This is a genomic window from Bacillus paralicheniformis (assembly GCF_001042485.2).
GTDB lineage: Bacteria > Bacillota > Bacilli > Bacillales > Bacillaceae > Bacillus > Bacillus paralicheniformis.
Genome location: NZ_LBMN02000035.1, coordinates 35,781 through 60,022, shown reverse-complemented (window position 1 = coordinate 60,022; position 24,242 = coordinate 35,781). Strand labels below are relative to the sequence as shown.

The 24,242-nt window shown below is 49.7% G+C and carries 24 protein-coding genes; 2 read left to right on the top strand and 22 right to left on the bottom strand.

Annotation, left to right across the window (positions count from 1 at the left end; all coding sequences use genetic code 11):
- The 3 genes from sdaAB to ACH97_RS17115 all read right to left on the bottom strand — a co-directional run bounded on the left by sdaAB (position 1) and on the right by ACH97_RS17115 (position 2,896).
- Positions 1–663, bottom strand: coding sequence for an L-serine ammonia-lyase, iron-sulfur-dependent subunit beta (gene sdaAB, locus ACH97_RS17125; protein ID WP_020451357.1), 663 nt, complete (start codon positions 661–663; stop codon positions 1–3).
- A 179-nt stretch (positions 664–842) separates the two neighbouring features.
- Complete coding sequence (locus tag ACH97_RS17120) at positions 843–2,516, bottom strand: DAK2 domain-containing protein (protein WP_020451356.1); 1,674 nt, start codon at positions 2,514–2,516, stop codon at positions 843–845.
- A 17-nt stretch (positions 2,517–2,533) separates the two neighbouring features.
- Positions 2,534–2,896 carry an Asp23/Gls24 family envelope stress response protein gene (locus tag ACH97_RS17115; RefSeq protein ID WP_003181687.1) on the bottom strand — a complete coding sequence of 121 codons (363 nt, stop codon included), beginning with the start codon at positions 2,894–2,896 and terminating at the stop codon, positions 2,534–2,536.
- Positions 2,897–3,182: 286 nt separating this feature from the next.
- Between ACH97_RS17115 and rpmB the strand changes: the two genes are divergently transcribed.
- Positions 3,183–3,371, top strand: a complete 189-nt coding sequence (gene rpmB, locus ACH97_RS17110) for a 50S ribosomal protein L28 (protein WP_003181685.1) — start codon at positions 3,183–3,185, stop codon at positions 3,369–3,371.
- A 122-nt stretch (positions 3,372–3,493) separates the two neighbouring features.
- On the opposite strand, the gene spoVM is transcribed toward rpmB, so the two are convergent.
- The 17 genes from spoVM to ACH97_RS17025 all read right to left on the bottom strand — a co-directional run bounded on the left by spoVM (position 3,494) and on the right by ACH97_RS17025 (position 21,104).
- Complete coding sequence (spoVM, locus tag ACH97_RS17105) at positions 3,494–3,574, bottom strand: stage V sporulation protein SpoVM (protein WP_003221545.1); 81 nt, start codon at positions 3,572–3,574, stop codon at positions 3,494–3,496.
- Positions 3,575–3,659: 85 nt separating this feature from the next.
- Positions 3,660–4,304, bottom strand: coding sequence for a thiamine diphosphokinase (locus ACH97_RS17100; protein WP_025811376.1), 645 nt, complete (start codon positions 4,302–4,304; stop codon positions 3,660–3,662).
- A gap of 75 nt (positions 4,305–4,379) precedes the next feature.
- The gene (gene rpe / locus ACH97_RS17095; RefSeq protein WP_020451354.1) at positions 4,380–5,036 is read right to left on the bottom strand and encodes a ribulose-phosphate 3-epimerase; all 657 of its coding nucleotides are present in this window, start codon (positions 5,034–5,036) and stop codon (positions 4,380–4,382) included.
- Positions 5,037–5,039: 3 nt separating this feature from the next.
- Positions 5,040–5,924: a ribosome small subunit-dependent GTPase A gene (gene rsgA, locus ACH97_RS17090; RefSeq protein WP_020451353.1), complete on the bottom strand. Its 885-nt coding sequence runs from the start codon at positions 5,922–5,924 to the stop codon at positions 5,040–5,042.
- 12 nt (positions 5,925–5,936) lie between these two features.
- Positions 5,937–7,910, bottom strand: coding sequence for a Stk1 family PASTA domain-containing Ser/Thr kinase (gene pknB / locus ACH97_RS17085; protein WP_020451352.1), 1,974 nt, complete (start codon positions 7,908–7,910; stop codon positions 5,937–5,939).
- Positions 7,904–8,668: a Stp1/IreP family PP2C-type Ser/Thr phosphatase gene (locus ACH97_RS17080; protein ID WP_020451351.1), complete on the bottom strand. Its 765-nt coding sequence runs from the start codon at positions 8,666–8,668 to the stop codon at positions 7,904–7,906. The genes pknB and ACH97_RS17080 overlap by 7 nt, the downstream gene beginning before the upstream one ends.
- Before the next feature lie 7 nt (positions 8,669–8,675).
- The gene (rlmN, locus tag ACH97_RS17075) at positions 8,676–9,761 is read right to left on the bottom strand and encodes a dual-specificity RNA methyltransferase RlmN (protein ID WP_020451350.1); all 1,086 of its coding nucleotides are present in this window, start codon (positions 9,759–9,761) and stop codon (positions 8,676–8,678) included.
- Positions 9,761–11,107, bottom strand: a complete 1,347-nt coding sequence (rsmB, locus tag ACH97_RS17070) for a 16S rRNA (cytosine(967)-C(5))-methyltransferase RsmB (protein WP_048350350.1) — start codon at positions 11,105–11,107, stop codon at positions 9,761–9,763. Before rsmB ends, rlmN begins: the two co-directional genes overlap by 1 nt.
- Positions 11,097–12,047 (bottom strand): methionyl-tRNA formyltransferase, encoded by a 951-nt coding sequence (gene fmt / locus ACH97_RS17065; protein ID WP_020451348.1) that lies wholly within the window; start codon positions 12,045–12,047, stop codon positions 11,097–11,099. The genes rsmB and fmt overlap by 11 nt, the downstream gene beginning before the upstream one ends.
- A gap of 4 nt (positions 12,048–12,051) precedes the next feature.
- Complete coding sequence (def, locus tag ACH97_RS17060) at positions 12,052–12,534, bottom strand: peptide deformylase (RefSeq protein WP_020451347.1); 483 nt, start codon at positions 12,532–12,534, stop codon at positions 12,052–12,054.
- A 29-nt stretch (positions 12,535–12,563) separates the two neighbouring features.
- A complete protein-coding gene (gene priA / locus ACH97_RS17055) occupies positions 12,564–14,981 on the bottom strand; it encodes a primosomal protein N' (protein WP_020451346.1) in 2,418 nt (805 codons plus the stop codon).
- Positions 14,978–16,195, bottom strand: a complete 1,218-nt coding sequence (gene coaBC / locus ACH97_RS17050; protein WP_020451345.1) for a bifunctional phosphopantothenoylcysteine decarboxylase/phosphopantothenate--cysteine ligase CoaBC — start codon at positions 16,193–16,195, stop codon at positions 14,978–14,980. The genes priA and coaBC overlap by 4 nt, the downstream gene beginning before the upstream one ends.
- Positions 16,196–16,276: 81 nt before the next feature.
- Positions 16,277–16,477 (bottom strand): DNA-directed RNA polymerase subunit omega, encoded by a 201-nt coding sequence (gene rpoZ, locus ACH97_RS17045; protein ID WP_020451344.1) that lies wholly within the window; start codon positions 16,475–16,477, stop codon positions 16,277–16,279.
- Between the two features lie 2 nt (positions 16,478–16,479).
- Positions 16,480–17,094 carry a guanylate kinase gene (gene gmk / locus ACH97_RS17040; RefSeq protein ID WP_003181659.1) on the bottom strand — a complete coding sequence of 205 codons (615 nt, stop codon included), beginning with the start codon at positions 17,092–17,094 and terminating at the stop codon, positions 16,480–16,482.
- A 7-nt stretch (positions 17,095–17,101) separates the two neighbouring features.
- Positions 17,102–17,371 (bottom strand): extracellular matrix/biofilm regulator RemA, encoded by a 270-nt coding sequence (gene remA, locus ACH97_RS17035; protein WP_003181657.1) that lies wholly within the window; start codon positions 17,369–17,371, stop codon positions 17,102–17,104.
- Positions 17,372–17,446: 75 nt separating this feature from the next.
- Positions 17,447–18,322 carry a YicC/YloC family endoribonuclease gene (locus ACH97_RS17030; RefSeq protein WP_020451343.1) on the bottom strand — a complete coding sequence of 292 codons (876 nt, stop codon included), beginning with the start codon at positions 18,320–18,322 and terminating at the stop codon, positions 17,447–17,449.
- Positions 18,323–18,431: 109 nt separating this feature from the next.
- Positions 18,432–21,104 (bottom strand): calcium-translocating P-type ATPase, SERCA-type, encoded by a 2,673-nt coding sequence (locus ACH97_RS17025; protein ID WP_020451342.1) that lies wholly within the window; start codon positions 21,102–21,104, stop codon positions 18,432–18,434.
- Positions 21,105–21,250: 146 nt separating this feature from the next.
- Between ACH97_RS17025 and ACH97_RS17020 the strand changes: the two genes are divergently transcribed.
- Entirely contained in the window at positions 21,251–22,963 is a 1,713-nt protein-coding gene (locus tag ACH97_RS17020; protein WP_020451341.1) for an Rqc2 family fibronectin-binding protein, read from the top strand.
- 18 nt (positions 22,964–22,981) lie between these two features.
- Here the strand turns inward: ACH97_RS17020 and ACH97_RS17015 are convergent, their stop codons facing one another.
- Positions 22,982–23,476 carry a precorrin-2 dehydrogenase/sirohydrochlorin ferrochelatase family protein gene (locus ACH97_RS17015; RefSeq protein WP_020451340.1) on the bottom strand — a complete coding sequence of 165 codons (495 nt, stop codon included), beginning with the start codon at positions 23,474–23,476 and terminating at the stop codon, positions 22,982–22,984.
- Positions 23,457–24,242 (bottom strand): sirohydrochlorin chelatase, encoded by a 786-nt coding sequence (locus ACH97_RS17010; protein WP_020451339.1) that lies wholly within the window; start codon positions 24,240–24,242, stop codon positions 23,457–23,459. The genes ACH97_RS17015 and ACH97_RS17010 overlap by 20 nt, the downstream gene beginning before the upstream one ends.

Sequence of the window (24,242 nt, the reverse complement as noted above, 5' to 3'; positions counted from 1 at the left end):
TTAGTCAGCGATCTGGGTCACCTCAATGATGTTCGGCAGCGCTCTCAATTCTTCAAAAACAGCCGGATCGATCGTTTGATCGACCTCAATCGTCATGAGCGCTTCCTGGCCGACGTCTTTGCGGGCCACTTCCATATGGCCGATGTTGATTGCGAACTTTGCAAGCACATTGGCTACGCCTGCAATCGTTCCATAGCGGTCGTTATGGACGACTAAAATAGCAGGGTGATTTCCCGACAATCTGAGCTCAAAGCCGTTCAGCTCAATGATTTCGATTTTCCCCCCGCCGATTGAGATGCCTGCGAGTTCAAGGGAGCCTTCATCATCAGAGATGAGGATGCGGGCTGTATTGGGATGCGTTGGAACCGCTTCTTCTTCCCGGAACTCGATGGCGATTCCCTTTTCTTCAGCTAGGCGGATCGAATCTTTGATTCTTTCATCAAATGTATCAAAATCCAAAAGGCCGCCGATGATCGCAACATCTGTTCCATGTCCTTTATACGTCTCGGCAAAAGAACCGTACAATGACACAACGATTTGTTTCGGCTCCCTCCCAAACACGCTTCTGGCGACTCTGCCGATTCTGGCCGCGCCGGCCGTATGAGAACTTGACGGACCGATCATGACGGGCCCGATAATATCAAACACACTTCTGTACTTCATCCTTATCCCCCTTTTACACACAGATTCCCCCGCTGTACGGAGGAAAAAAAGCCGTTTTTTTTAGACTAATCGATCATTCCCCAATTGGCAAGCAGACAACGTCCGAGCGGGCTGATGCTTTAAAAAAAGCCAAAAGAAGAGAAGGGCTTTTATCATCATGCCCTTCTGCCTTTGATCGATTATTCAACAGCCAGAATGTAGGAATACAGCGGCTGTTTTCCGTCGTGCACTTCCACTTCAACGTCTTCGTACGTCTCGCTGATAAAGGCTGCGAGTTCTTCGGCCTCTTCTCCCGGCGCGTCTTCCCCTTTGATCACAGTGACGATTTCACTGTCTTCATCGATCATGCCTGCGAGCAGCTTTTTCGCTGCTGCTAACTGGTCAGATGCCGTCTCAACGATTTTACCGTTTAAGATGCCCATAAAATCGCCTTTTTTAATATCGATGCCGTCAATGTTAGTGTCTCTGACCGCATAGGTGATTTGTCCGCTTTTCACCTCGCCGATCGCACCGAGCATAGCGGCTTCATTCTCGTCCGCTCCAAGGGCCGGGTTGAATGCGAGGAGCGCGGCCATTCCTTGAGGAACGGTCTTCGTCGGGATGACAATCACATGTTGTCCGGCAACATCCGCGGCCTGGTTCGCCGCCATGACAATGTTTGAATTATTCGGCAGAATCACGACCGTGTCCGCGTTGGCGTCTTTTATCGCCTGAACGATGTCTTCCGTGCTCGGATTCATCGTCTGACCGCCTTCGATGACCTTTGTGGCGCCGATGCTTTCGAAAAGTTCGGCGATTCCTTCTCCCATGGCCACTGTAACGACGCCGTACGGCTGCTTTTCAGCCGGCGCTTTTTCTGCCGGGGCAGCTGCCTCCTGTTTGTTCTGATTGAGAATCGCGCTGTGCTGCTCTCTCATGTTTTCGATTTTCATGTTGATTAAGCTGCCGTATTTTTGCGCATAAGTCATGACTTCCCCCGGATATTCGGCGTGGATGTGCACCTTGGCGATATTTTCGTCTGAGACGACGAGCAGTGAATCACCGAAGCCGCTTAAATCCTGGCGGAACGCATCTTCATTAAAGTTTCTTTTACCGCTGTCGAGCTTTACCATAAATTCCGTGCAATAGCCGAATTCGATGTCTTCTGTATTCATGTGGCTTTGAGCGTTTTTATGGTGCTCCGCGCTGACAAGATCATCCAATGACGGAAGAGCGGCCGCTTTTTCAGAAAGCTTTTCTCCCTTTAAAGAAGCGAGAAACCCTTCATACACGTAAAGCAGCCCTTTTCCGCCGCTGTCGACGACACCGACTTCCTTTAAAACCGGAAGCAGCTCAGGCGTCCGCTCCAATGAAGCCTCCGCTTCATTCACGACGGCTTCCATCACCTTGATGATATCGGTTTCAGTTTGAGCGGTGAGCACTGCTTTTTTTGCCGCATCTTTGGCAACCGTCAAGATCGTGCCTTCGACAGGCTTCATGACGGCCTTGTAGGCAGTGTCCACTCCGGCCTGGAACGCGGCGGCAAATTCTTTCGCGTTAATTTCCGATTTCTGTTCAATCGATTTGCCAAAGCCTCTGAACAGCTGGGACAAAATGACGCCCGAGTTTCCCCGCGCTCCCATCAGAAGCCCTCTTGACAGGCTTTGTGCCACTTTGCCGATATTGGCGGCATCGATCTGCTCCACTTCTTTTGCACCGGATGTCATCGACAGATTCATGTTCGTTCCTGTATCTCCGTCCGGAACCGGAAATACATTTAACGCATCAACTACATTTGCGTTTTGAGACAGATGGCGTGCGCCGTACAGAACCATTTCTGCAAAAGCTTTTCCATCCAGATTTCGTATAGACACTCTTGTTTTCCTCCTAACTACGGGTTCGTCACTCGTACTCCTTGAACGTAAATATTTACGGAATCCACTGCAAGACCCACTGTATGGTCGAGCGTATATTTGACTTTTGTTTGAACATTATGTGCCACTTCTGAAATTTTTGTTCCGTAGCTGACAATGATGTACATGTCAATATGAATACGATCTTCTTCTTGGCGGACGATGACGCCTCTTGCAAAGTTTTCTTTTCTGAGGATTTCAGTCAGTCCGTCTTTAATTTGGTTCTTGGATGCCATACCTACGATCCCGTAGCAGTCGATCGCTGCGCCTCCCGCAACCATGGCGACCACTTCGTTTGATATATCAATCTGTCCGTATTTTGTTCGGAATTCAATGGACACGTTGGTTCCTCCTTTTCGAGTCTCGCTTCTGACCTCTGGTTAACATCATTCTACTATAAGGACCTTCTTTTTAAAAGAACAGGCAGGCTTCTCTCCAAACCTAACCCTACTTATACTACAGCGCGTTCATTTTTTCAAGATGTCAAGGGATTTTTCTTGAAAGCAGAGCAATCAATAGTTGCAAACGGTTTTCAGCTGTGGTAAATTATTAAAGTATCTGAAGCATCACAGGTGATCAACTGATAATGAATGATGATGTTTTTTTTGATAGTTAGGAGGGAAACAAATGGCACGTAAATGCGTTATTACAGGCAGAAAATCACGTTCTGGCAACTCTCGTTCTCACGCGATGAACGCTTCTAAACGCACATGGGGCGCTAACGTTCAAAAAGTGCGCATCCTTGTGAACGGCAAGCCTAAAAAAGTATATGTATCTGCTCGAGCTTTGAAATCTGGAAAAGTTGAGCGTGTATAAGAAAAAATAAACGCCTGCCAAGAGCGACTGTACGCTTTAGGCAGGCGTTTTTTCGTTCTTTTGCTTGCCATCCGGGGAGAGCCCTTTGACCCGCTCCGCAAAAAAAGCGCACCCGGCGCTTCTTAGTCTTTGCGAAACGAGCCAAGCATCGCCCGGACGATTCCCCCTAAAAACTTCGGTAATTTAATGGTGTAAAATTTCATTCCCTTCCCTCCTCAAAGAGTCCGCAACCGCATCCACCTTCAACATCGGATCCCAAACACAAAGCGAGCGGAAGCGCCAGGATATTTAATCAGTGCTTCTTATCATTATTAATATGCCTTCAGAAAACGAAAAAGCACCTTGTGAATGGATGAGTTCGTTACTAATACATAGTGTCGAACCTAGAGCAATATGACACTTATTTAAAGAATACTTAAATCCTTCGAGGGAAAGGTTTTTTACCGTCTCCGTAAACGGCAGGAATGAAATGTACGGTTTTGTTTGATCACGCATGACGGTGTAAGAGCCTTGGGGGTGCATGCTGATCGTATTTTGGCGGTCGATCATGACGGTCTTGACATTTTGCTTCATCGCGGTGTAAAGGAGATGCAGATTCCCGAGAAAATGGTCTGCTCTGCCTCCCGAAATGCCGAACATTCTAATGCATGAAGGCCGCTGTCCGACCGCCCAGCTCAACGCAAGGTCCAAATCCGTCTGATCTTTTTCCGCCTGATAAATATGGAGGCGGGGAGCCGCCTTTTCAATAGCCTTTTTTTGCTCGTCTGTGATGCTGTCAAAATCCCCGAACGCTTCATCAGGCACGATCCCCGCTGCCAAAAGGGTTACAGCGCCTCTGTCAACCCCGACCCAAAGCGCATCGCCGTCCTGATACTGCAGCAAGTCGGGAATGAGATGATCGGGACCTCCCGCTACAATATTGATCGTTTTCATCGCATTGTCCTTTCTGTAAACGCCGTAAAAAAAGAGCTCAGCTTGAGAAAGCCGGCTCTTTTTCATCGGGAAACCTTACCCAAGCGCACCTTTTATATCGGAAATGGCTTTTTTGCGGTCTTTTTCGTTATAAACGGCAGAGCCCGCAACAAGCAGATTTGCCCCTGCTTCGATACACTGTCTTGCCGTCATTTTGTTGACGCCGCCGTCCACTTCAATCAGCAGGTCGGCGAGCCCTTTTTGCTCGGCCATCTCCTTGACCTGCCTGATTTTCGGCAGGACTGAGGAAATAAACGACTGTCCGCCGAAGCCCGGATTCACTGTCATCAATAGTACGAGATCAAGGTCTTCAAGCACATGCTCGATCTGCCGCACAGGGGTATGCGGATTCAAGACAACACCCGCTTTGACTCCTTGCTCTTTGATGAGCTGGATCGTCCTGTGAAGGTGCGGGCACGCTTCAACATGGACGGACAAAATATCGGCGCCCGCTTTTGCAAAAGCAGGTATATAGCGGTCAGGCGCTTCAATCATTAAATGAACGTCGAGCGGAAGTTCTGTGATCGGGCGGACGGCTTCCACTACAAGCGGCCCGATGGTCAGGTTGGGAACGAAATGGCCGTCCATCACATCGATGTGGATGAAATCGGCGCCGCCTTGTTCAACATCCCGAATCTCTTCCCCTAGACGGGCAAAATCGGCTGAAAGAATCGAAGGAGCAACATATACCATATCTTAATACCTCGGCTTTCTGTCTTTGATCTCTGTTAAAAATTCAACATAATGGTCGTAGCGATACTGGGCGATTTCACCGTTTTCCACGGCGCGTTTGACGGCGCAGTTCGGCTCTTTCATATGCAGGCACCCGCGGAACTTGCATTCGGCGCTTTTTTCGCTGATTTCCAAAAACGCAGACCCTAAATCTTCAGCTTCAATACCGGCAAACTCAAGCGAGCTGAAGCCCGGGGTGTCCGCGACGAGCCCGCCGTTTATATCGATCAGCTCCACATGGCGGGTCGTATGCTTTCCCCTTCCCAAGTGAGCGGAAATCCCGGCGGTTTTCAGTTCAAGCTCGGGGCTGATCGCATTTAAAAGCGAAGATTTGCCCACGCCGGACTGGCCGGCGAATACGGTGATTTTGTCTTGAAAATGGGAGACGATGTCTTCGATGCCGCTTCCGTTTTTCATCGATGTCGTATAGACGCAGTACCCGATGTTCCGGTAGTCTTCGGCATAATGGTGAATCCGCTCTTTGAGCGCGTCATCATCCACGAGGTCCATTTTCGTAATGCATATGATCGGCCTGATGCCACCCGCCTCAACCAACACTAAAAAACGATCCAATAGCGACGTGCTGAATGTCGGCTCTTTTGCCGAAAACACGAGAACCGCCTGATCCACGTTGCTGATCGGAGGTCTGACCAATTCATTGAATCTGTCTTTAATCTCGAGAATGTAGCCTTCTTTATCGTTATCGGCCTGGTAGACGACATCGTCGCCGACGAGAGGGGTGATTTTATTTTTTCTGAAAACCCCTCTTCCCCTGCACTGAATGATCTGATCACCATCCAAAACATAGTAAAATCCGCTTAATGCTTTAATGATTTTGCCCTCAGGCATATCGCACCTCCCTTATTCATCCTCAGGATATTCAATCGTTTTTGACCTGACTACTTTATCGTTGATCGTTACTTGATAATACCCTTTTTGCCCGGGCGCAATCCTGAATTTGATCGTCCGCTCTGCCGGCGCCGTGATTTTAAAATTTTCATAGACGTCGGAAATGCTGTGTTCTTCATCATCGATCGAAATTTGGACGTTTTGTTCTTCGCCCTCCGCTCCCGGTTCATAAGGGATATCAATTTTCTCGGTCACCGTTTTGACGGGTTTTTTCTCAGGTCCGAGCGAAAACGTAACCTCGACTTTGTCTCCCGGCTTGACGGATGCCCCCGCCCCCGGCTTTTGTTTGATGACCTGACCTTCCGGCACATCTTCAGAATGCGCCTCCTTTTCGACAAGGACAAGCTGATGGTCGTCCAAATAGCCCGAAGCCGCCTGTTTGCTGTATGTTTTTAAATCCCTTAAAGTAATGGCTTCCGGACCGAGGCTGACCGTTAATTTGATCTCGTCGTCGGCGGCAACGATTTCGGTGCCGGCTGCGGGGTCCTGTTCGATGATGGTACCCGCTTCTTCTTCATGGTGCACTTCTTCTGTCTTGATGTTTTTAAAGCCCTTTTGCTCGAGAAGCTTTTTGGCGGCGTCGACTTTCTGGCCGACCACATCTTCCACTTCTGTTTTCTCTTTGCCTGAGCTTTTATAAAGCTTGACAGTTGAGCCTTCCTTTACGATATCGCCGGCTGCAGGGTCCGTTTTCACGATCAGCCCTTCTTCAATTTTATCGTCGGCAATGTCTTCAGCATTCGGATCCACTTCAAACCCTTCGTCTTCAAGCTTGATGACGGCTTCTTCATACTCAAGGCCTGCTACATCGGGAACGGCTACATCTTTTGGAATAAAGAGCGACGGAAACACCGTCAAAGCCAAGACGGCTGACACAACGAGAACGAAAAACACCGTCAGCAATATAAGCGGCCATTTCTTTCTTTTTTTCTTCTTGTTTGCTTTTGCCTGCTTCTTCTTTTCTTTCTTTGATAACGGAGCCGCTTCCGCTTCTCCGTCGCCGGACTTGTCACCGCTCTTGTCTTCCGGCAGGTTTTTGATGATCGGAACAGCTTTCGTCATCTCATCATCAGCTGGAATCGTGAATCGCTTTTCGTTGAGCCTGTCCGGGTCGAAAGCCGTTTTTAAATCGGATTCCATCTCTTCGGCCGCTTCATAGCGGTGGAATGGATCTTTTGCCATCGCTTTCAGGACGATGTTTTCTATGCTTTGCGGCACAGCCGGGTTCCACCTTTTCACCGACGGCGTTTCTGATTGCAGATGCTTCAGCGCGATGCTGACCGCCGATTCTCCTTCAAACGGCATACGCGCCGTCAGCAGCTCGAAAAGCACGATGCCGAGCGAGTAGATATCGGATTTTTTCGTAGACAATCCGCCTCTCGCCTGTTCGGGCGACAAATAATGGACAGAGCCCAAAACCGAGTTGGTGTGCGTGATGGTCGTCGAACTGAGCGCCATGGCGATGCCGAAATCGGTCACTTTAATGTGGCCCATATGGTCGATCAAAATGTTGTGGGGCTTAATATCCCGGTGAACAATCTGGTTATCATGAGCGTGTGCGATGGCGGATACGATCTGCTCCATGATTTGGACCGCTTCTTTTGGATGAAGCGGGCCTGTTCGGTTTATGTATTCTTTCAGGGTCATCCCCTCGACATACTCCATCACGATATAATAGATGTCATCTTCTTCTCCGACATCATAAATGCTGACGATATTCGGGTGGTCGAGGCTTGCAGCGGACTGCGCTTCCCTTCTGAACCGCCTGATAAAATCGGCATCGTGAACGAAGTCAAACCGCAGCACTTTTATCGCGACTTCACGGTCGAGGATGATGTCCAGCGCTAAATAAACGTTCGCCATCCCCCCGCCGCCGATGGCGCGCAGGATTTCGTAACGTCCGCTGATCCGTCTGCCGATTAACACTTGTCTTCACCTTCTTCTATTTGAGAAGGAAGTTCCAATAGCGCGACGGTGATATTGTCCTCGCCACCGTTGTCATTGGCCAGCTGAACGAGCTGTTCCGCTTTCTCCTCCGCAGAAGAAAGAGCTGTAAGCATATCCTTCAGTGACTCATCTTCTACTTTATTCGTCAGCCCGTCAGAGCATAATAGAACTTGATCGCCCGGTTCGATTTCAAAAGTATGGGCTTCAACCTTCACTTCCGGATCAGTGCCAAGCGCTTTTGTCAGCACGTTCTTCCGCGGATGGTGTTCGGCATCTTCCTTCGAAATCCCCCCTGTCCGCACGAGTTCATTGACAAGCGAGTGATCTTCCGTCAGCTGTATGAAATGGCCGCCTTGCAGGAGATAGCAGCGGCTGTCTCCGATATGGGCGACTGTCAGCGTTTTTCCCGTGTATAAAGCGCAGACGACCGTTGTTCCCATTCCCTGGCACTCTTCATGCGCCCTCGCATGGTCGAAAAGTTTTTGGTTGACGGCTGAAATCTGCTCTTTCAGCCAAGCTTCGCATTCAGCCGGCGAAGCCGGGACTTCTTCGGTTTCCTCCCAGATATCCCGAAGGGCTGAGACGGCCATCCTGCTGGCAACGTCGCCGGCCAGATGACCTCCCATTCCATCGCAGACAACAGCTAAAACCAGTCCGTTTTTTTCTGTGAAAATGCCGGCATCGTCTTCATTGTGCTGGCGTATTTTTCCCCTGTCCGTTTTTAAGGCTGTTTTCAACCTTGATTCACCTCGTCTCTTCCTGGCGCTCCTTTGCACGAAGCTGTCCGCAGGCAGCGTCAATATCATGGCCTTGCTCTCTTCTGATCGTGACATTTACTCCATGAGACTTTAATGTTTTTTCAAAGGCGAAAATCTGTTCTTTCGGTGTTCTGACATAGTCTCGTTCAGGTACATAGTTGACCGGAATCAAGTTGACGTGGCATTTGATTCCTTTTAGCAATTCAGCCAGCTCTTCCGCGTGTTCAACCTGATCGTTAACACCGCCGAAAAGCCCGTATTCAAACGTAACCCTTCTGCCGGTTTTCTTAATGTAGTAATCGACCGCTTTCATCAGCTCCGGCAGCTTGTAGGCTCTGTTGATCGGCATCAGCCGGCTTCTGATCTCAGTGTTCGGGGCGTGCAGAGAAATCGCAAAGTTGATCTGCAGCTTCTCGTCTGCAAACTCATAGATTTTCGGAATGATCCCGCTCGTTGATACGGTGATATGGCGCGCCCCGATATTCAGCCCTTTATCATGGTTGACGATTTTCAGGAATGCAAGCATTTCCTGAAAATTATCGAACGGCTCGCCGATTCCCATAATGACGATGGAACTGACGCGTTCATCTGTTTCATCAAGCGCCTGCTGCACTTTGACAACCTGGGCGACGATCTCTCCGGCTTCCAGGTTCCGCTTTAAGCCGCCGAGGGTCGACGCGCAAAACGTACAGCCGATTCGGCAGCCCACCTGTGTCGTTACACAAACAGAATTGCCATATTCGTGCCGCATTAATACGGTTTCGATCGTGTAGCCGTCATGAAGCTCAAATAAAAACTTCATCGTTCCATCTTGTGAAGTCTGCTTGACGGCCGTTTTCAGCGTCGTTAATACGAAATGCTCGTTCAACTTTGTCCGCAGCTCTTTTGAAAGGTTTGTCATCTTTTCAAATGACGTGACTCTCTTTTCGTAAAGCCATTCGAATATTTGCGCGGCGCGGAAAGGTTTTTCGCCGTTTTCCGAAAGCCAGCTTTTCAGTTCTTCTATTTCAAAAGAATAGATGGACGGTCTTTCTGTCCGCAATTCTTTTCTTACTTTTTGTTTCGATTCCATTATTGTGATCCCTTCTTTCTCATGCTGCAAATAAAGAAGCCGTCCGTTCCGAAGTAGTGGGGAAGGATTTGAATGCTTCCATCCTTGACATACGGCGCCGCTTTTTCGGGCAGCCGCTCGGCGAGGGTGGGGTCTGCTTCAAATTCATCGTGTTCTTTCAAAAAAGCATGCATGACTTGTTCATTTTCGGTCGGGTCCATTGTGCATGTGCTGTAGACCAATGTCCCGTCTGTTTTCAATAAAGGTGCGATTTCGTTTAAAATCGCCAGCTGAATCCCAGCGAGACGCGCGCTGTCTTCGGGCGTTTTGCTGTATTTGAGATCCGGTTTTCTGCGGATGACACCGAAGCCCGAACACGGAGCGTCGACGAGAATCCGGTCAAACTGCTCCGGTTCGAAGGCTTCGCCGGCTTTTCTGGCATCCAGCGCCCTTGCTTCAATGTTGGAAAGCCCGATCCGGCCTGCCGCTTCTTTGATCAGCTTTACTTTATGCTGATGAAGGTCAAGGGAAATGATCTTTCCCGTATCTTCGAGCAGTTCGCCGATATGAGTGGATTTTCCTCCCGGCGCTGCGCAGGCGTCCAGCACCGTTTCTCCCCGCTCAGGACCGAGGGCTCGCGCTACCAGCATTGAGCTTTCATCTTGTATGGTGACTTCGCCTTCTTTGAAAAAAGGAGTGGACGCAATCGTTCCTTTTTGCAGTTTGACAGCGTCTTCGGACAAGTCGCCTTCTTCCGCATCAATCCCCGCTTCATTCAGGCGGGAAAGAAGCGTATCCCGGTCGTGTTTCAGCCTGTTTACGCGGATCGTCTGCTTCGGCGGGATCATGTGAATCCGGCAGATTTGTTCTGCCGCTTCGAACCCGTAGGCATCGGTCCATTCCCTGACAAGCCATTCCGGATGGCTTGTCTCAACCGCAAGGCGTTCAACCGGGTCGGCAATATCAGCAAAAGAAGGCACGCCTTCTCTCTGAACAGAGCGCAGAACGCCGTTAACAAATGAAGAAATTCCTTTATGCCCGCGTTTTTTAGCGATTTCAACAGCTTCAAAAAGGGCGGCCCGGTCAGGGATTTTCTCCAGGTATTCCATCTGGTACAGCGACATTCTCAACAGATGGATGACCCAGTCTTTCACTTTTTCCGGTTTTTTAATAAACGGCTTCAGCATATAATCGAGCGCCAGCTTGTTTTGAAGGGTGCCGTAAACGAGTTCTGTCAAAAGGCCTCTGTCTTTGTCGCTTAAATCGTTCGCTTTCATGACAGACTGAAGCAAAAGATTGCTGTATGCCTGATTCTGGTCAAGCTTAATCAGTGCATCAAGCGCGACTTCCCTCACATTATTTTTCATCGCTATGACCCAATTTCATTCCGGCTTGAAGACCCGCTCCCCTGACAAAATCTTCGGCCTTCATTCTTTTTTTGCCCGCAGGCTGCACTTCCGTTAATTTTAACGCGGTGCCATTTCCGGTAGCGACGACAATGCCGTCTTTTTCAACGGAGACGATTTCTCCCGGCTCTGCCTGTTTTAAGGCTTCGCATTTTTTCGCAGCCCATACTTTCAGCGTCTGGCCGCTTAAAACCGTGTATGCGACAGGCCAAGGATTCAAGCCCCTGACTTGGTTGTACAGGACTTCGCCGGGCTTTGACCAGTCGATCAGTTCCTGTTCGCGTTTAATGTTCGGCGCATATGTCGCTTCCCGTTCATCCTGTTTTTCAGGGGTTGCCGAACCGTCAATGACCTTCGGAACCGTTTCGGAAAGAAGCTCAGCCCCGGCCTTGCTCAGCTTGTCGTGGAGCGTGCCGACATTATCGGTTTCTTCGATGTCAACTTCGACTTTGGCAAGCATATCGCCTGCATCCAATTTTTCGACCATGTACATGATCGTCACGCCCGTTTTCTCTTTGCCTTCCAGAATGGCGTAATGGATCGGAGCTCCTCCGCGCAGCTCGGGCAGAAGAGAGGCATGGACATTGATACAGCCGTATTTCGGATAATCGAGGAGCTTTTTCGGCAGGATCTGCCCGAATGCCGCGGTTACAATTAGATCGGGTTCAAGCGCCAAAATCCTGTCCGTCTCCGCATCTTCCCTCACTTTTTCAGGCTGGAGCACGGGAATGCCGCGGCGCAGCGCTTCCTCCTTGACAGGCGGAGGGGTCATCACTTTTTTTCTTCCTTTCGGGCGGTCAGGCTGGGTGACGACACCCACCACCTCATAGCCGTCATCAATCAATGTGCTGAGCACCGGGACGGAAAAATCCGGCGTTCCCATAAAAACGATCCTTGTCATCCAATCATCCTTCCATTTCCTCAAGTTCTTCCGCATCATAATAGCGCGTAACTTTTGATGTGAATAAAATACCGTCCAAATGGTCGATTTCATGCAGCAGCGCCCGCGCCAAAAAGCCTTCAGCTTCAATCGTGAACGGTTTTCCGCGGCGGTCGAACGCCTTGACCTTTACATAATCCGAACGCTTCACTTCACCGTATAGATCGGGAAAGCTCAAACAGCCTTCAGGGCCCGTCTGTTCGCCGCTCTCTTCGATGACCTCCGGGTTGACCAGTTCAATTCTGCCCGTGTCATCGCCGATATCGACGACTGCCGCTCTTTTTAAAACGCCGATTTGCGGGGCGGCAAGCCCGACTCCGTCCAGCTCAAGCATCGTATCATACATATTGTCGAGCAGTTTCTTTAATGATTTATCAAAAGACGCAACGGGTTCGGCAGGGGTTTCAAGAACCTCCGCCGGATACGTTACGATCGGTTTTACTGCCAATCTAGAAGCCCTCCATCACACTGTTATTTTTACATCATCATATATGGATTCATGTCGATCGAAATCATCAATTGCTTTTGTTCAATATCTCGTTTGTAATGATCCATAATGTTTTTAAGCAACGATGTAAGCTGGTTTTCCTGTTTGTATTTTATCACGCATTGATAGCGATATCTATCTTTGATCCTGGCGATCGGCGATGCGACTGGGCCGAGAATCTTCGCCTCGCTTGAAATGTTCTTTTTTAAATAGTTGGCGATTTTTTCAGTCACGAGCGCCGCCTTCGTCACTTCTTCGTGCGATACGCTGACGAGCGCCAAATAATAATAGGGAGGATAGGCCTGTTCCCTTCTGTGCAGCATCTCCTGCCGGAAGAACGTTTCATAATCGTGCGTTTTCGTGAGCTGAATGCTGTAATGGGACGGGGTGTACGTCTGAATGATCACCTTGCCCGGCTTTTCGTGGCGCCCCGCTCTTCCGCTCACCTGTGTCATCAGCTGGAACGTTTTTTCAGCGGCTCTGAAATCGGGGATGTGCAGCATCGTATCCGCGCTCAAAACACCGACGAGCGTGACGTTTTCAAAATCGAGCCCTTTGGCGATCATCTGTGTTCCGAGCAGAATATCGGCTTCACCTTTGCCAAAGGATGTGAGCAGCTTTTCATGCGCTCCTTTTCTCGAGGTTGTATCGACGTCCATGCGGATCACCCTTGCAGCCGGCAGTACCTTCGTCAATTCTTCTTCGACCCGCTGTGTGCCTGTGCCAAAGTAGCGGATATGCTCGCTTCCGCATTCGGGGCAGCTTGACGGCATGCCGGTTTCATAGCCGCAGTAATGGCACTTCAGACGCTGTCCATACCTGTGGTACGTCAACGAGATTTCGCAATGAGGGCACTGGATGACATATCCGCAGTCCCTGCACATGACAAATGAGGAATATCCCCTTTTGTTTAAAAACAGAACGGCCTGCTCTCCTTTTTCAAGGGTTTCCTCAAGTCCGGCCATTAAGTCTTTGGAAAACATCGAGCGGTTTCCGCTGCGCAGTTCCTCCCTCATATCGACGAGAGACACGTCAGGCATGACTTGGTGATTGACGCGGTGCTTGAGGGAAAGAAGCTTGTACACGCCTTTTTTCGCCCTTGCGAACGATTCGAGCGTCGGCGTCGCACTGCCGAGGACGACAGGACAGCGGTGGTATTCGGCCCTTTGAATCGCCGCTTCTTTCGCATGGTATCTCGGCATCTCTTCCTGCTTGTACGATGTTTCGTGCTCTTCATCGATAATAATCATGCCGAGATTTTCAAACGGCGCGAAAATCGCCGAGCGCGCCCCGACGACAAGCCGGACTTCTTTGCGGTGGATTTTCCGCCATTCATCATATTTTTCTCCTGTTGAAAGCCCGCTGTGCAGGACGGCTACCTGTGAGCCAAAGCGGCCTTTAAAGCGGTTGACCATCTGCGGCGTCAGCGAAATTTCCGGAACGAGAACGATCGCTTCTTTGCCGGCTTCCAGCACCTTTTCGATCGATTGCAGATAGACTTCCGTTTTTCCGCTTCCGGTCACTCCGTGAAGAAGAAACACATCGTGCCGCTTGTCTTCGATCGCCTCTGCTATCGCCTCATAGGCCTGCGCCTGCTCTTCAGTCAGCGGAAGCGGTTCGGTTTTTTTGAACATTCTGTCCTGATAAGGATCCCTGTAAACCTCCTCTTCACTTTCCTTTAACAGCCCCTTGTCGATCAGCGCTTTTACGGACGCGGAAGAGCCTCCCGTTTTGCCGATCAGCTCTTTTGCCGGAACAGCGCCGGATTCTTTGCGGTCGATGAAAAACTGAAGGACCGCTTTTTGTTTGACAGCTTGCGGGGAGAGGCTGTCAAGCGCTTCTTTTAAATGTTCTTTCGCACAAAGGGGAGCGATCATTCTCCGCGTTTTTTTGTTTGTTTTCTGCTTTACTTTATAGGCCACTTCAAGGTTGCCCTCTTGAACCTGGCGCTGAATCAGCTTTAATGTCCCATGGTCATCTATATCGGAATAAGAAAGTGTTTCTTTTTGCAAGAACAGGGTTTTAAGCGGTTCGGGAAGCGGCTTATCACCGATCACCTTGATTTCTTTGCCGTATTTTGCTTTCATAGCCGCGGGGAGCATCGCCTGAAGAGCCGTAATTTTAAAAGAAAGTGTTTTTTCTGTCAGCCAATCTGACAGCTCAAGCAGCTCCTCCGTCAAAACGGGCGTCAGATCAAGGATATCCTCGATATCCTTAACCGAACGGCCGGCGAGCTCAGACGATTCTTTCACGCCGGTGACAAATCCCTGAATTTTGCGGGCGCCGAACGGAACAATCACGCGCATCCCTTTTTTAATCATCCCTTTGAATTTGTCAGGAATGCGGTAGTCAAACGGTCTGTCGATATTTTTGGTTGTAACATCGACGATCACTTCAGCGAAATTCATGAGGACGTTCCGCTCCGGCCGGCAAGCTCAGCGGCTTCCTTCAAGACTTCGGCGGCAACCTCCCGTTTTGACATCAGAGGGTGCGCCGTCTTTTTACCGTCTCGGTGAAACACCGTCACGATGTTGGTTTCCGTTCCAAAACCGGCGCCTTCGGCCGTGATATTGTTGGCGACAATCAGATCGAGATTTTTTTTCTCCAGCTTTTGTTTGGCATAGTCTTCGACGTGCTGCGTTTCAGCTGCAAAGCCGACCAAGACTTGCTTTGTTTTCCGTTCTCCCAGCGCTTTTAAAATATCCTTCGTCCGCTCAAGCTCAATGACGAGACCGCCGTCCTTTTTCTTCATTTTTTGATCGTGAATATGCTTTGGCCTGTAATCAGCGACAGCTGCCGTTTTGATGACGATGTCGCTCTCATCGAAAACAGATAAAGCCGCTTGATACATATCTTCTGCAGACTGAACATGAATAACGTCAACTCCTGCGGGATCATCAAGCGATGTCGGGCCGGCAATCAGCGTTACGCACGCTCCCATTTTCGCCGCTTCCTCAGCGAAAGCATAGCCCATTTTCCCTGTCGAACGGTTGGAGAAAAAGCGGACGGGATCGATTTGTTCTCTTGTCGGGCCCGCTGTAATTAAGACACGCTTTCCTTCAAGCAAACCGCTGTTTTCGTTTAAAAAATACGACTCGGCCAACTGGACGATCCGTTCGGGCTCTTCAAGTCTGCCTTTGCCGATATAGCCGCACGCAAGGTAGCCTTCACTCGGCTCGATAAACCGGCAGCCGTCTTTGTAAAGAACGCTGATGTTCCGCTGAACAGCCGGGTGGTCGTACATATGGACGTTCATGGCCGGAGCGATCCAAACCGGCGCAGTCGTCGCTAAAAGCGTCGTCGTCAGCATGTCATCGGCAATGCCTGAAGCGAGTTTTCCGATCACATTGGCCGTTGCCGGAGCAACGATCACAAGATCCGCCCAATCCGCGGCATCGATATGGGCGATGACACGGGGATTCGGTTCTTCGAACGTGTTGGTATATACTTCATTGCGCGAAAGCGCTTGAAAGGTGAGCGGAGACACAAATTCACAGGCGGATTTTGTCATGATGACTTTCACATTGGCTCCTGCCTGTACGAGCTTGCTCGTCAAGGCGGCCGCTTTGTATACTGCGATTCCTCCGCTTACTCCCAGCAGGATGTTGCGATTTTTCAGCATCGTTTTTTCTCCCCCTTATGTTCTGTTCGCCGGCCTGAAAAAAATAACAACCTAGTGTATAGGTTGCTATTTTTAAGGCTATTAGCGATTTTCCTTTTCGAATGTAAGCAGTCCGGCATCAATTTCTTCCAGCGCTTTGCCTACAAATTTATGCGACTTCGGATTTTCGATCTGCGCGTCTTTGTTGATCTGCATTTCGCGGGCGCGTCGGGCCGATACGGTAACGAGCGTGTATTTTGAATCCAGTTTATTCATTAAAGAGTCAATTGACGGATCTAGCATAATTATTCAACCTCCAGCATTTTCTTATATCTTGGAGCAACGCGGTCGCGCCGTAAATGTTCGGCGAGAACGATTGCTTTGATTCTTTCGCACGCAAGCTCAATGCTGTCATTTTCGACAACATAATCGTAGGCGTCCATCAGTTCGATTTCTTCCTTCGCCGCTTTCATCCGGTTTTCGATCAGGGCTTCTGTTTCTGTCCCTCTTGTGACAATCCGGTTTTTCAATTCGGCGAGACTCGGAGGCGCCAAAAAGATAAACAGGCCTTCAGGAAATGCCTTTCTGACTTGCAGCGCACCTTGGACTTCAATTTCGAGAAAAACGTCCCTGCCGCTTTCAAGGGTCTGTTCGACGTAGTCAACGGGTGTTCCGTAATAGTTGCCGACATATTCGGCCCATTCGAGCAGCTTGTTGTTCTCGATCATCTCTTCGAACTCTTCGCGCGTCTTAAAAAAGTAGTCGACACCGTCTCTTTCGCCTTGCCGCGGTTTTCTTGTCGTCACCGAAATCGAATATTCAAATTTTGTGTCCTCCTGAGCAAACAGCGCCTGCCTGACTGTTCCTTTTCCGACGCCGGAAGGGCCGGAGAGAACGATTAATAAACCTCTTTCTTTCATAAAGCTCTTATCCCTGCCCTTCATCCATAATTTCTTCTTTAACGGAAAGCCTTTGTGCTACTGTCTCAGGCTGGACGGCAGATAAGATGATATGGTCACTGTCCATAATGACAACCGCACGGGTTCTTCTTCCATATGTAGCATCTATAAGCATGCCACGGTCTCTGGCATCCTGGATCATCCGCTTAATAGGCGCGGACTCCGGACTCACAATCGAGATCAGCCGATTCGCGGATATGATATTACCAAAGCCGATATTGATCAGTTTAATCGTCATCCTATACGTTCCCCCTGTACTTGGACGTCTCTAGTTTAACCTGCAGAGAACATCCGTAAACAATACGCACAATCGCTATTCTATATTTTGCACTTGTTCTTTTATTTTTTCAATAGAGCTTTTCATTTCGACCACATGTTTTGTGATCTGGTGATCATTCGCTTTTGAACCGATCGTGTTCGCTTCACGGTTCAGCTCCTGGACGAGGAAGTCGAGCTTTCTCCCCGCGGCCCCACCCGCTTCGCAAATATCGCGGAACTGGCGGAAATGGCTTTTCAGCCTCGTCACTTCTTCCGTGATATCCGATCGGTCTGCAAACAGTGCGACTTCCGTCAGCAGACGGCTTTCATCGAGACCGTCTGTTGACCATTCTTCAAGGCGCGCCTCAAGGCGTTCCCGATAGTGGCCGACGACCTTGGGAGCAAGCTCTGCAATGTCGTCTGTCAGCTTTTCAAGCCTTTCAATATGCTGAAGGCAGTCATCCTTCAGCCTCAGCCCTTCTGCTTCGCGCATGCTGCATAATTCAAGAACGGCAGCCTCGACCGCTTCAAGAAGGACTTCTTCAAGCTTGTCGTTTTGGATCGTCTCTTCTTCAACTTGGATGACATGGTCAAACTGAAAGGCGTCTTGAAGCGTGATCTCTCCTGAAAGCCGGCAGCGCTCTTTCATTTCGCGCGCGGCTTTCTGGTACTCCTCAAGCAGCGGCCAGTCAACCTGGATTTTCCGGGTGACCAGAGCCTCGTCGTCAACGGACACGAACAGCTCCAGCCGCCCCCTTTGTATATGTTTAAAAATCGTTTGCTTTATTTTGTCTTCTAAATAGAGCAAAGGTCTTGGCATGCGTGCGTTTACTTCTTTAAACCGATAGTTGACAGATTTCAGCTCAACAGCTGCTGTCAGCCCATCCTTCGTTTTGCTCGCGCTGCCGAAACCGGTCATACTCCGTATCATAAAACACACCCAATTCCGTATAAGTGAAAAAGACTTCTTTGATTTAAATTTACGCAAGATGAAAAGGCAATAGAAACCTCTATTACCTTTAAGATTATATCATACAAGCCTATTTTTTTCTTGTCAAAAGTGACCCGGCCAATAAAAAAGTTGGAATCGCCGACATTCCGACAATCAGGAGCCAGTCTGCCATTAAAATCGGAACCGTATGGAAAATCGGCTGCAGCGGCGGATAATAAATAACGACAAGCATTAAAAGAATCGAAGACAATACTGCGCCGAGCAAATAAATGTTTTCAAACGGATTGCGGTCAAAGATAGACCGCTCGCTCCGGCAGTCGAACACATGGATCAGCTGTGCAAGGACGAGCGTTGCAAAAGCGACCGTCTGAGCATACTCAAGCGCTTCCGGGTTGCGATTGTAAATGAACATAAACGCCCCGAGTGTGGCAATTCCGATTAAAAAGCCGCGCGATACGACCTTCCAGCCGAGCCCCCTTGCAAACACGCCTTCTTTCGGACTTCGCGGCTTCCTCTGCATCACATCGTCTTCAGGCTGATCCATGCCGAGCGCCATGGCAGGCAGGCCGTCCGTCACAAGGTTGACCCATAGAATCTGTATCGGAACAAGCGGCAGCGGCAGAGCGAGCAGCATCGCAAACAGCATGACCAAAATTTCGCCGACATTGGATGCGAGCAAATATCTGATGAACTTTCTAATATTTTCATAGATATTGCGTCCTTCCTTGATGGCCGATTTAATCGTCGCAAAATTATCATCGACAAGAATGAGCGATGATGCCTCCTTGGCAACATCCGTTCCCGTAATCCCCATCGAAATGCCGATATCCGCCTGTTTAATCGCAGGGGCATCATTGACTCCGTCTCCAGTCATGGCGACGATGTGGCCGTTTTCCTGGTAGGCGGTCACGATCTTCAGCTTATGTTCGGGCGACACCCTTGCAAACACGTAAACATCGTCAACAATTTCCGCCAATTCTTCCTGCGAGAGCTCGTTCAGCATCTGGCCGTCCACGACCTTTCCGCGCGGCGGCAATAACCCGAGATCTTTTGCGATGGCTGTTGCCGTTATCACATGATCGCCGGTGATCATCACTGTTTTGATCCCCGCTTCCCGGCACTCTTTAATCGCTGTTTTCACTTCGGGCCGCGGCGGATCGATCATCCCTAACAGCCCGATGAAAGTTAAGCCTGACTCCGCTTTTTCGAGCGAGAGATTTTCTGTTTCTTTGATCGGTTTATACGCGACAGCAATCGTCCTCAGCGCTTGGGACGCAAGCGTTTCCAGCGCCGCGCTTGTTTCGGCGAGTCTTGCCTTTGTGAAGATTTCGCGCTTTTCGTCCGTCAGCGTATGCGACGAACGCTTCATCAATACATCAGGCGCGCCCTTTGTGATGACAAAGCGCTTGCCGCTCTTATCTTCCGCAATGACAGACATCATTTTCCGCGTCGAATCAAACGGAAACTCCTCGATGATTTTAAAATGTTCGTCAACATATCTGTCCGTAAAACCCGCTTTTCGTGCTGCCGTCAGCAAAGCGCCTTCGGTGGGATCGCCGTCAAGACGAAACTCCCCGTCTTTTTCGATAATCGAAGATGAATTGCATAATGCGCCGAACAGAAGGACCTGTTGGAGCGGTTTATGATGCCTGGCTTGCACGTCGCGCCCGTTCATGGTGAAGGAGCCTTCGGGTTCGTAGCCGATCCCTGACACGTTCCACGTTTTCCCGCCTGACCAGACATGGGTGACCGTCATTTTGTTCTGCGTCATCGTCCCGGTTTTATCGGAGCAAATTATGGACGCGCAGCCGAGCGTCTCAACCGCGGGGAGCTTTCTGACGATCGACTTTTGCCTGATCATCCGCTGTACGCCGAGAGACAGAGCGACCGTGACAATGGCCGGCAGCCCTTCAGGTATGGCAGCGACGGCAAGGGAAACGCCCGCTAAAAACATGCTGTATAGGTCATGCCCCTGGATGACTCCGGCAGCAACGACAAGCAGCGTCAGGAACAAAGCGGCGACAATCAAAATTTTGCCGAGCTCTTCAAGCCTTCTTTGCAGCGGGGTCGCCGTATTCCCGGCAGATTCGAGCATATCGGCGATTTTTCCCATCGCAGAGTTCATTCCCGTGCCGATAACGACGCCGGTGCCGCTCCCCCTTGTGACCAACGTTCCCATGAAAGCCATATTCTTCAGATCGCCCAGCGATACGTCGGACGCCTGAAAAGCTTCTGCCTGTTTAGACACGGGAAGCGATTCACCCGTAAGAGCCGATTCTTCTATTTCAAGGCTCTTTGTCTCGACAAGCCTGAGATCGGCGCCGATTCTGTCTCCGCTTGCAAAACGGACAACATCTCCCGGAACGAGCTCTTTGGAAGGGATCTTTACCCATTCCCCCTCCCGGAGCACAGCCACTTGAGGAGCCGACAGTTCCTTCAAAGCCTCGAGCGATCTTTCCGCCCGTCTCTCCTGAAAGAAGCCGAGAATGCCGTTTACAAAGATGATCGCAATGATCGCGATGGCGTCAATATACTCCCCGAGGAAACCAGAGATCAACGTGGCCGCAAGCAAAACAAGAACCATGAAGTCCTTGAATTGAGAAAAAAACAGTGCGATCGCCGATGTTTTTTCCCCTTCCTGAAGTTCGTTTGTTCCGTGTCTTTCCAGCCGCTTTTCGGCCTCTTTTTCTGTTAAACCTTTGCCGATGGACGTTTTTGTTATGTTTAACAATTCGGTTTGTCCCATCTCGTGCCATTTCATTGAATCGTCCACTCCTCCTGCCCTAAAGGTTGCTCTTGGTATATCCATCTCTATAAGTCAATTTATTCAGACTCGTCCCAAATCATGCTATAATTATTGAATAGACGCTTTACGAAGAGGATTAACGAGAAAAGGGAGTTTTTCATATGTCTTTTGACGGCATTTTTACATACGGAATGATCGAAGAATTAAATGAAACGATTCGAGGCGGACGAATTGCAAAAATCCACCAGCCGTTTAAGCACGAGCTGGTGTTTCATATCAGAGCGAACGGGCAGAACCGCAAATTGCTGCTCTCCGCCCACCCGAGTTATGCGCGGGTTCACCTGACAAACGAAACCTATGACAACCCGAGCACCCCTCCGATGTTCTGCATGCTCCTCCGGAAGCATCTGGAAGGCGGCTTTATCGACCGAGTCGAGCAAGTCGGCATGGACAGAATGATGGTCTTTCATATCAGGAGCCGGAACGAAATCGGCGACACGCTGACAAGAAAGCTGATGGTTGAAATCATGGGAAGGCACAGCAACATCGTGTTAACCGACGGAGAAAAAGATGTCATCATCGACAGTTTGAAGCACCTGTCACCTTCGGTGAACAGCTACCGCACCGTGCTTCCGGGATACGATTACATTCTCCCTCCCGCCCAGAACAAATTGTCACCGCTGGAAGCGGAAACTGAAGATATTCTCCGCCATTTGAATTTCCAGGAAGGCAAACTGGACAGGCAGATCGTCGATACCTTTTCCGGCGTCTCGCCTCTGTTTGCGAAAGAAGCCGTCTTTCGCGCGGGCCTTGCCAACAGGGCGACACTGCCAAACGTCTTGACAGAGATGTTCAGCGAAATCAAAAACCGGCGTTTTCAGCCCCAGCTTATCACGACAGAAGATGGAAAAGAATATTTTTACCTTCTTGAGCTGACCCATATAAAAGGCGATAACAAACCCTTTCATACGCTGAGCGAACTTCTTGACCGCTACTATTTCGGAAAAGCGGAGCGAGACCGCGTCAAACAGCAGGCTCATGATTTAGAGCGTTTCGCGGCAAACGAAAAGAAAAAGAACGAAAACAAAATCAAAAAGCTGAAAAAAACGCTTGAGCAGTCCGAACACGCGAAGGATTTTCAGCTGTACGGAGAGCTGTTGACAGCGAACCTGTACCAGCTGAAAAAAGGAGACAAAGCGGCGAGAGTCATCAACTACTATGATGAAAACGGCGGAGAAATCACGATACCGCTCAATCCGAATAAAACGCCTTCCGAAAACGCGCAAAGCTATTTTACAAAATATCAAAAAGCGAAAAATTCGGTGGAAGTCGTGAAGGAGCAGATCAGATTAGCAGAAGAGGAAATCGCTTATTTCGACCAGCTGATTCAGCAGCTTTCGTCTGCCTCTCCGAAAGATATAACCGAAATCCGCGAAGAGCTCGCCGAAGGAAAGTATTTGCGGGCCAAACAGCAAGGAGGCCAGAAAAAACAGAAGAAACAGGCGCCGACGCTCGAAACATACGAATCCAGCGCAGGAGAAACGATTCTCGTCGGCAAAAACAACAAGCAGAACGAATATTTGACGATGAAACTTGCCGCCCGCGACCACATCTGGCTTCACACGAAAGATATTCCGGGGTCGCACGTCGTCATCCAATCGAGCGATCCGGACGAGCAAACCATCCTTGAAGCAGCGCAGATCGCTGCCTATTACAGCAAAGCGAAAAACTCGGCTTCGGTTCCTGTCGACTATACAAAAATACGCCATGTCAAAAAGCCGAATGGCGCAAAGCCCGGTTTTGTCACCTACGACAGCCAGCAAACCGTTTTTGTAACACCTGACGAAGACTTGATCATCAAGCTGAAAAAATAATGCTAAAAGGCCTGAACCTCACTGGTTCAGGCCTCTTCTTTTACGGAGAAGCTCGTCGATCTCTTGGACAAGCTCATCATCGATCAAATCATCAATCTGTCCGGCCAGTTTGATCGTGTGACGCGGGCTGGCTCCGTTTGTCGAGACGGATATGGTGATGTTTCCTCTGTTGATTATTTTCGGAACATATACATTTCCAAGCTCCGCTTCACTCGCAACATTGACAAGCTGATCAGGAGCAGCTGATGCGGCGATCCGCTTGTTCACCTCGTGATCATCGGTCGCGAGAATGATCAGAAATGCATCCTTGAAATCGCCGGGTTCCGCTTTTTTCTTCTTCCATTCGATGCCGTGCTCTTCGATCAATCCGAGCATCTCTTCTGATACTTCGGGGCTGATGACGGTTGCAGACGCACCTTCTGCCAGCACCGTTTTCAGACGCCGCGCCGCGATCTCCCCTCCGCCTGCAATGACTGCGGATTTGCCTTTGATGTTAATGTGAAGCGGCAGCATCTGATGCTCCTGTAAAATCAAAGCGGCCGGCTTTGTTGATAACCGCTTCCTCAACGCGGTGCAAAAAGGCATTTTTCACATGAGGGTGGAAGCCGAGGTAATCCGTCAGCACGACGTCCGGATTGGTTTCTTTCAGCTTGGCGGTTTCCCTTTCAATCTCGTTCATCAGCATACCGGTAAACAGCAAATACGGTACGATAAATGTCGTTTTTCCGTCCCGTTCTTTAAGCTGTTTAAACACATCCTGATAGTGCGGTTCACAGGCTGTCATAAAGCAGGGAATGACCTCGTCAACGGGCGCGAGGTCTCTCAGCCGCTCGCAAATGTCATTGACATCCCGTTTGACATCCGGATCAGAGCTCCCCCTTCCGATCACCACGACTCTTGCATGTTCATATGGCGTCCCCGTTTCTTCGATCCTTGTAAAAACCGCTTTGACGACTTCCTGATCGACGCCGATCGGCTTTCCGTAAGCGACGCTGACGGAAGGATACTGCGAAGAAACGCGGGCAAGCTCCTCAGGGATGTCCCTTTTGGCATGCGCGGCTGTCAAGAGGAGAAGCGGCACAGCCGCGATATGCGTCGCGCCCTTTTCCACACACGCTTTAAAACCGGTTTCGATATCCGGTGCCGCCAGTTCCAAAAAAGAAATTTCCTGAATGGGGGCGGACATGGTTTCTTTGCAGCTCTCCAAAAAAGCGGCTGCCTCTGTTTGAGCTCTTTTCAGACGGCTCCCGTGGCCGATATATAAAATCGCTTGTTTCAT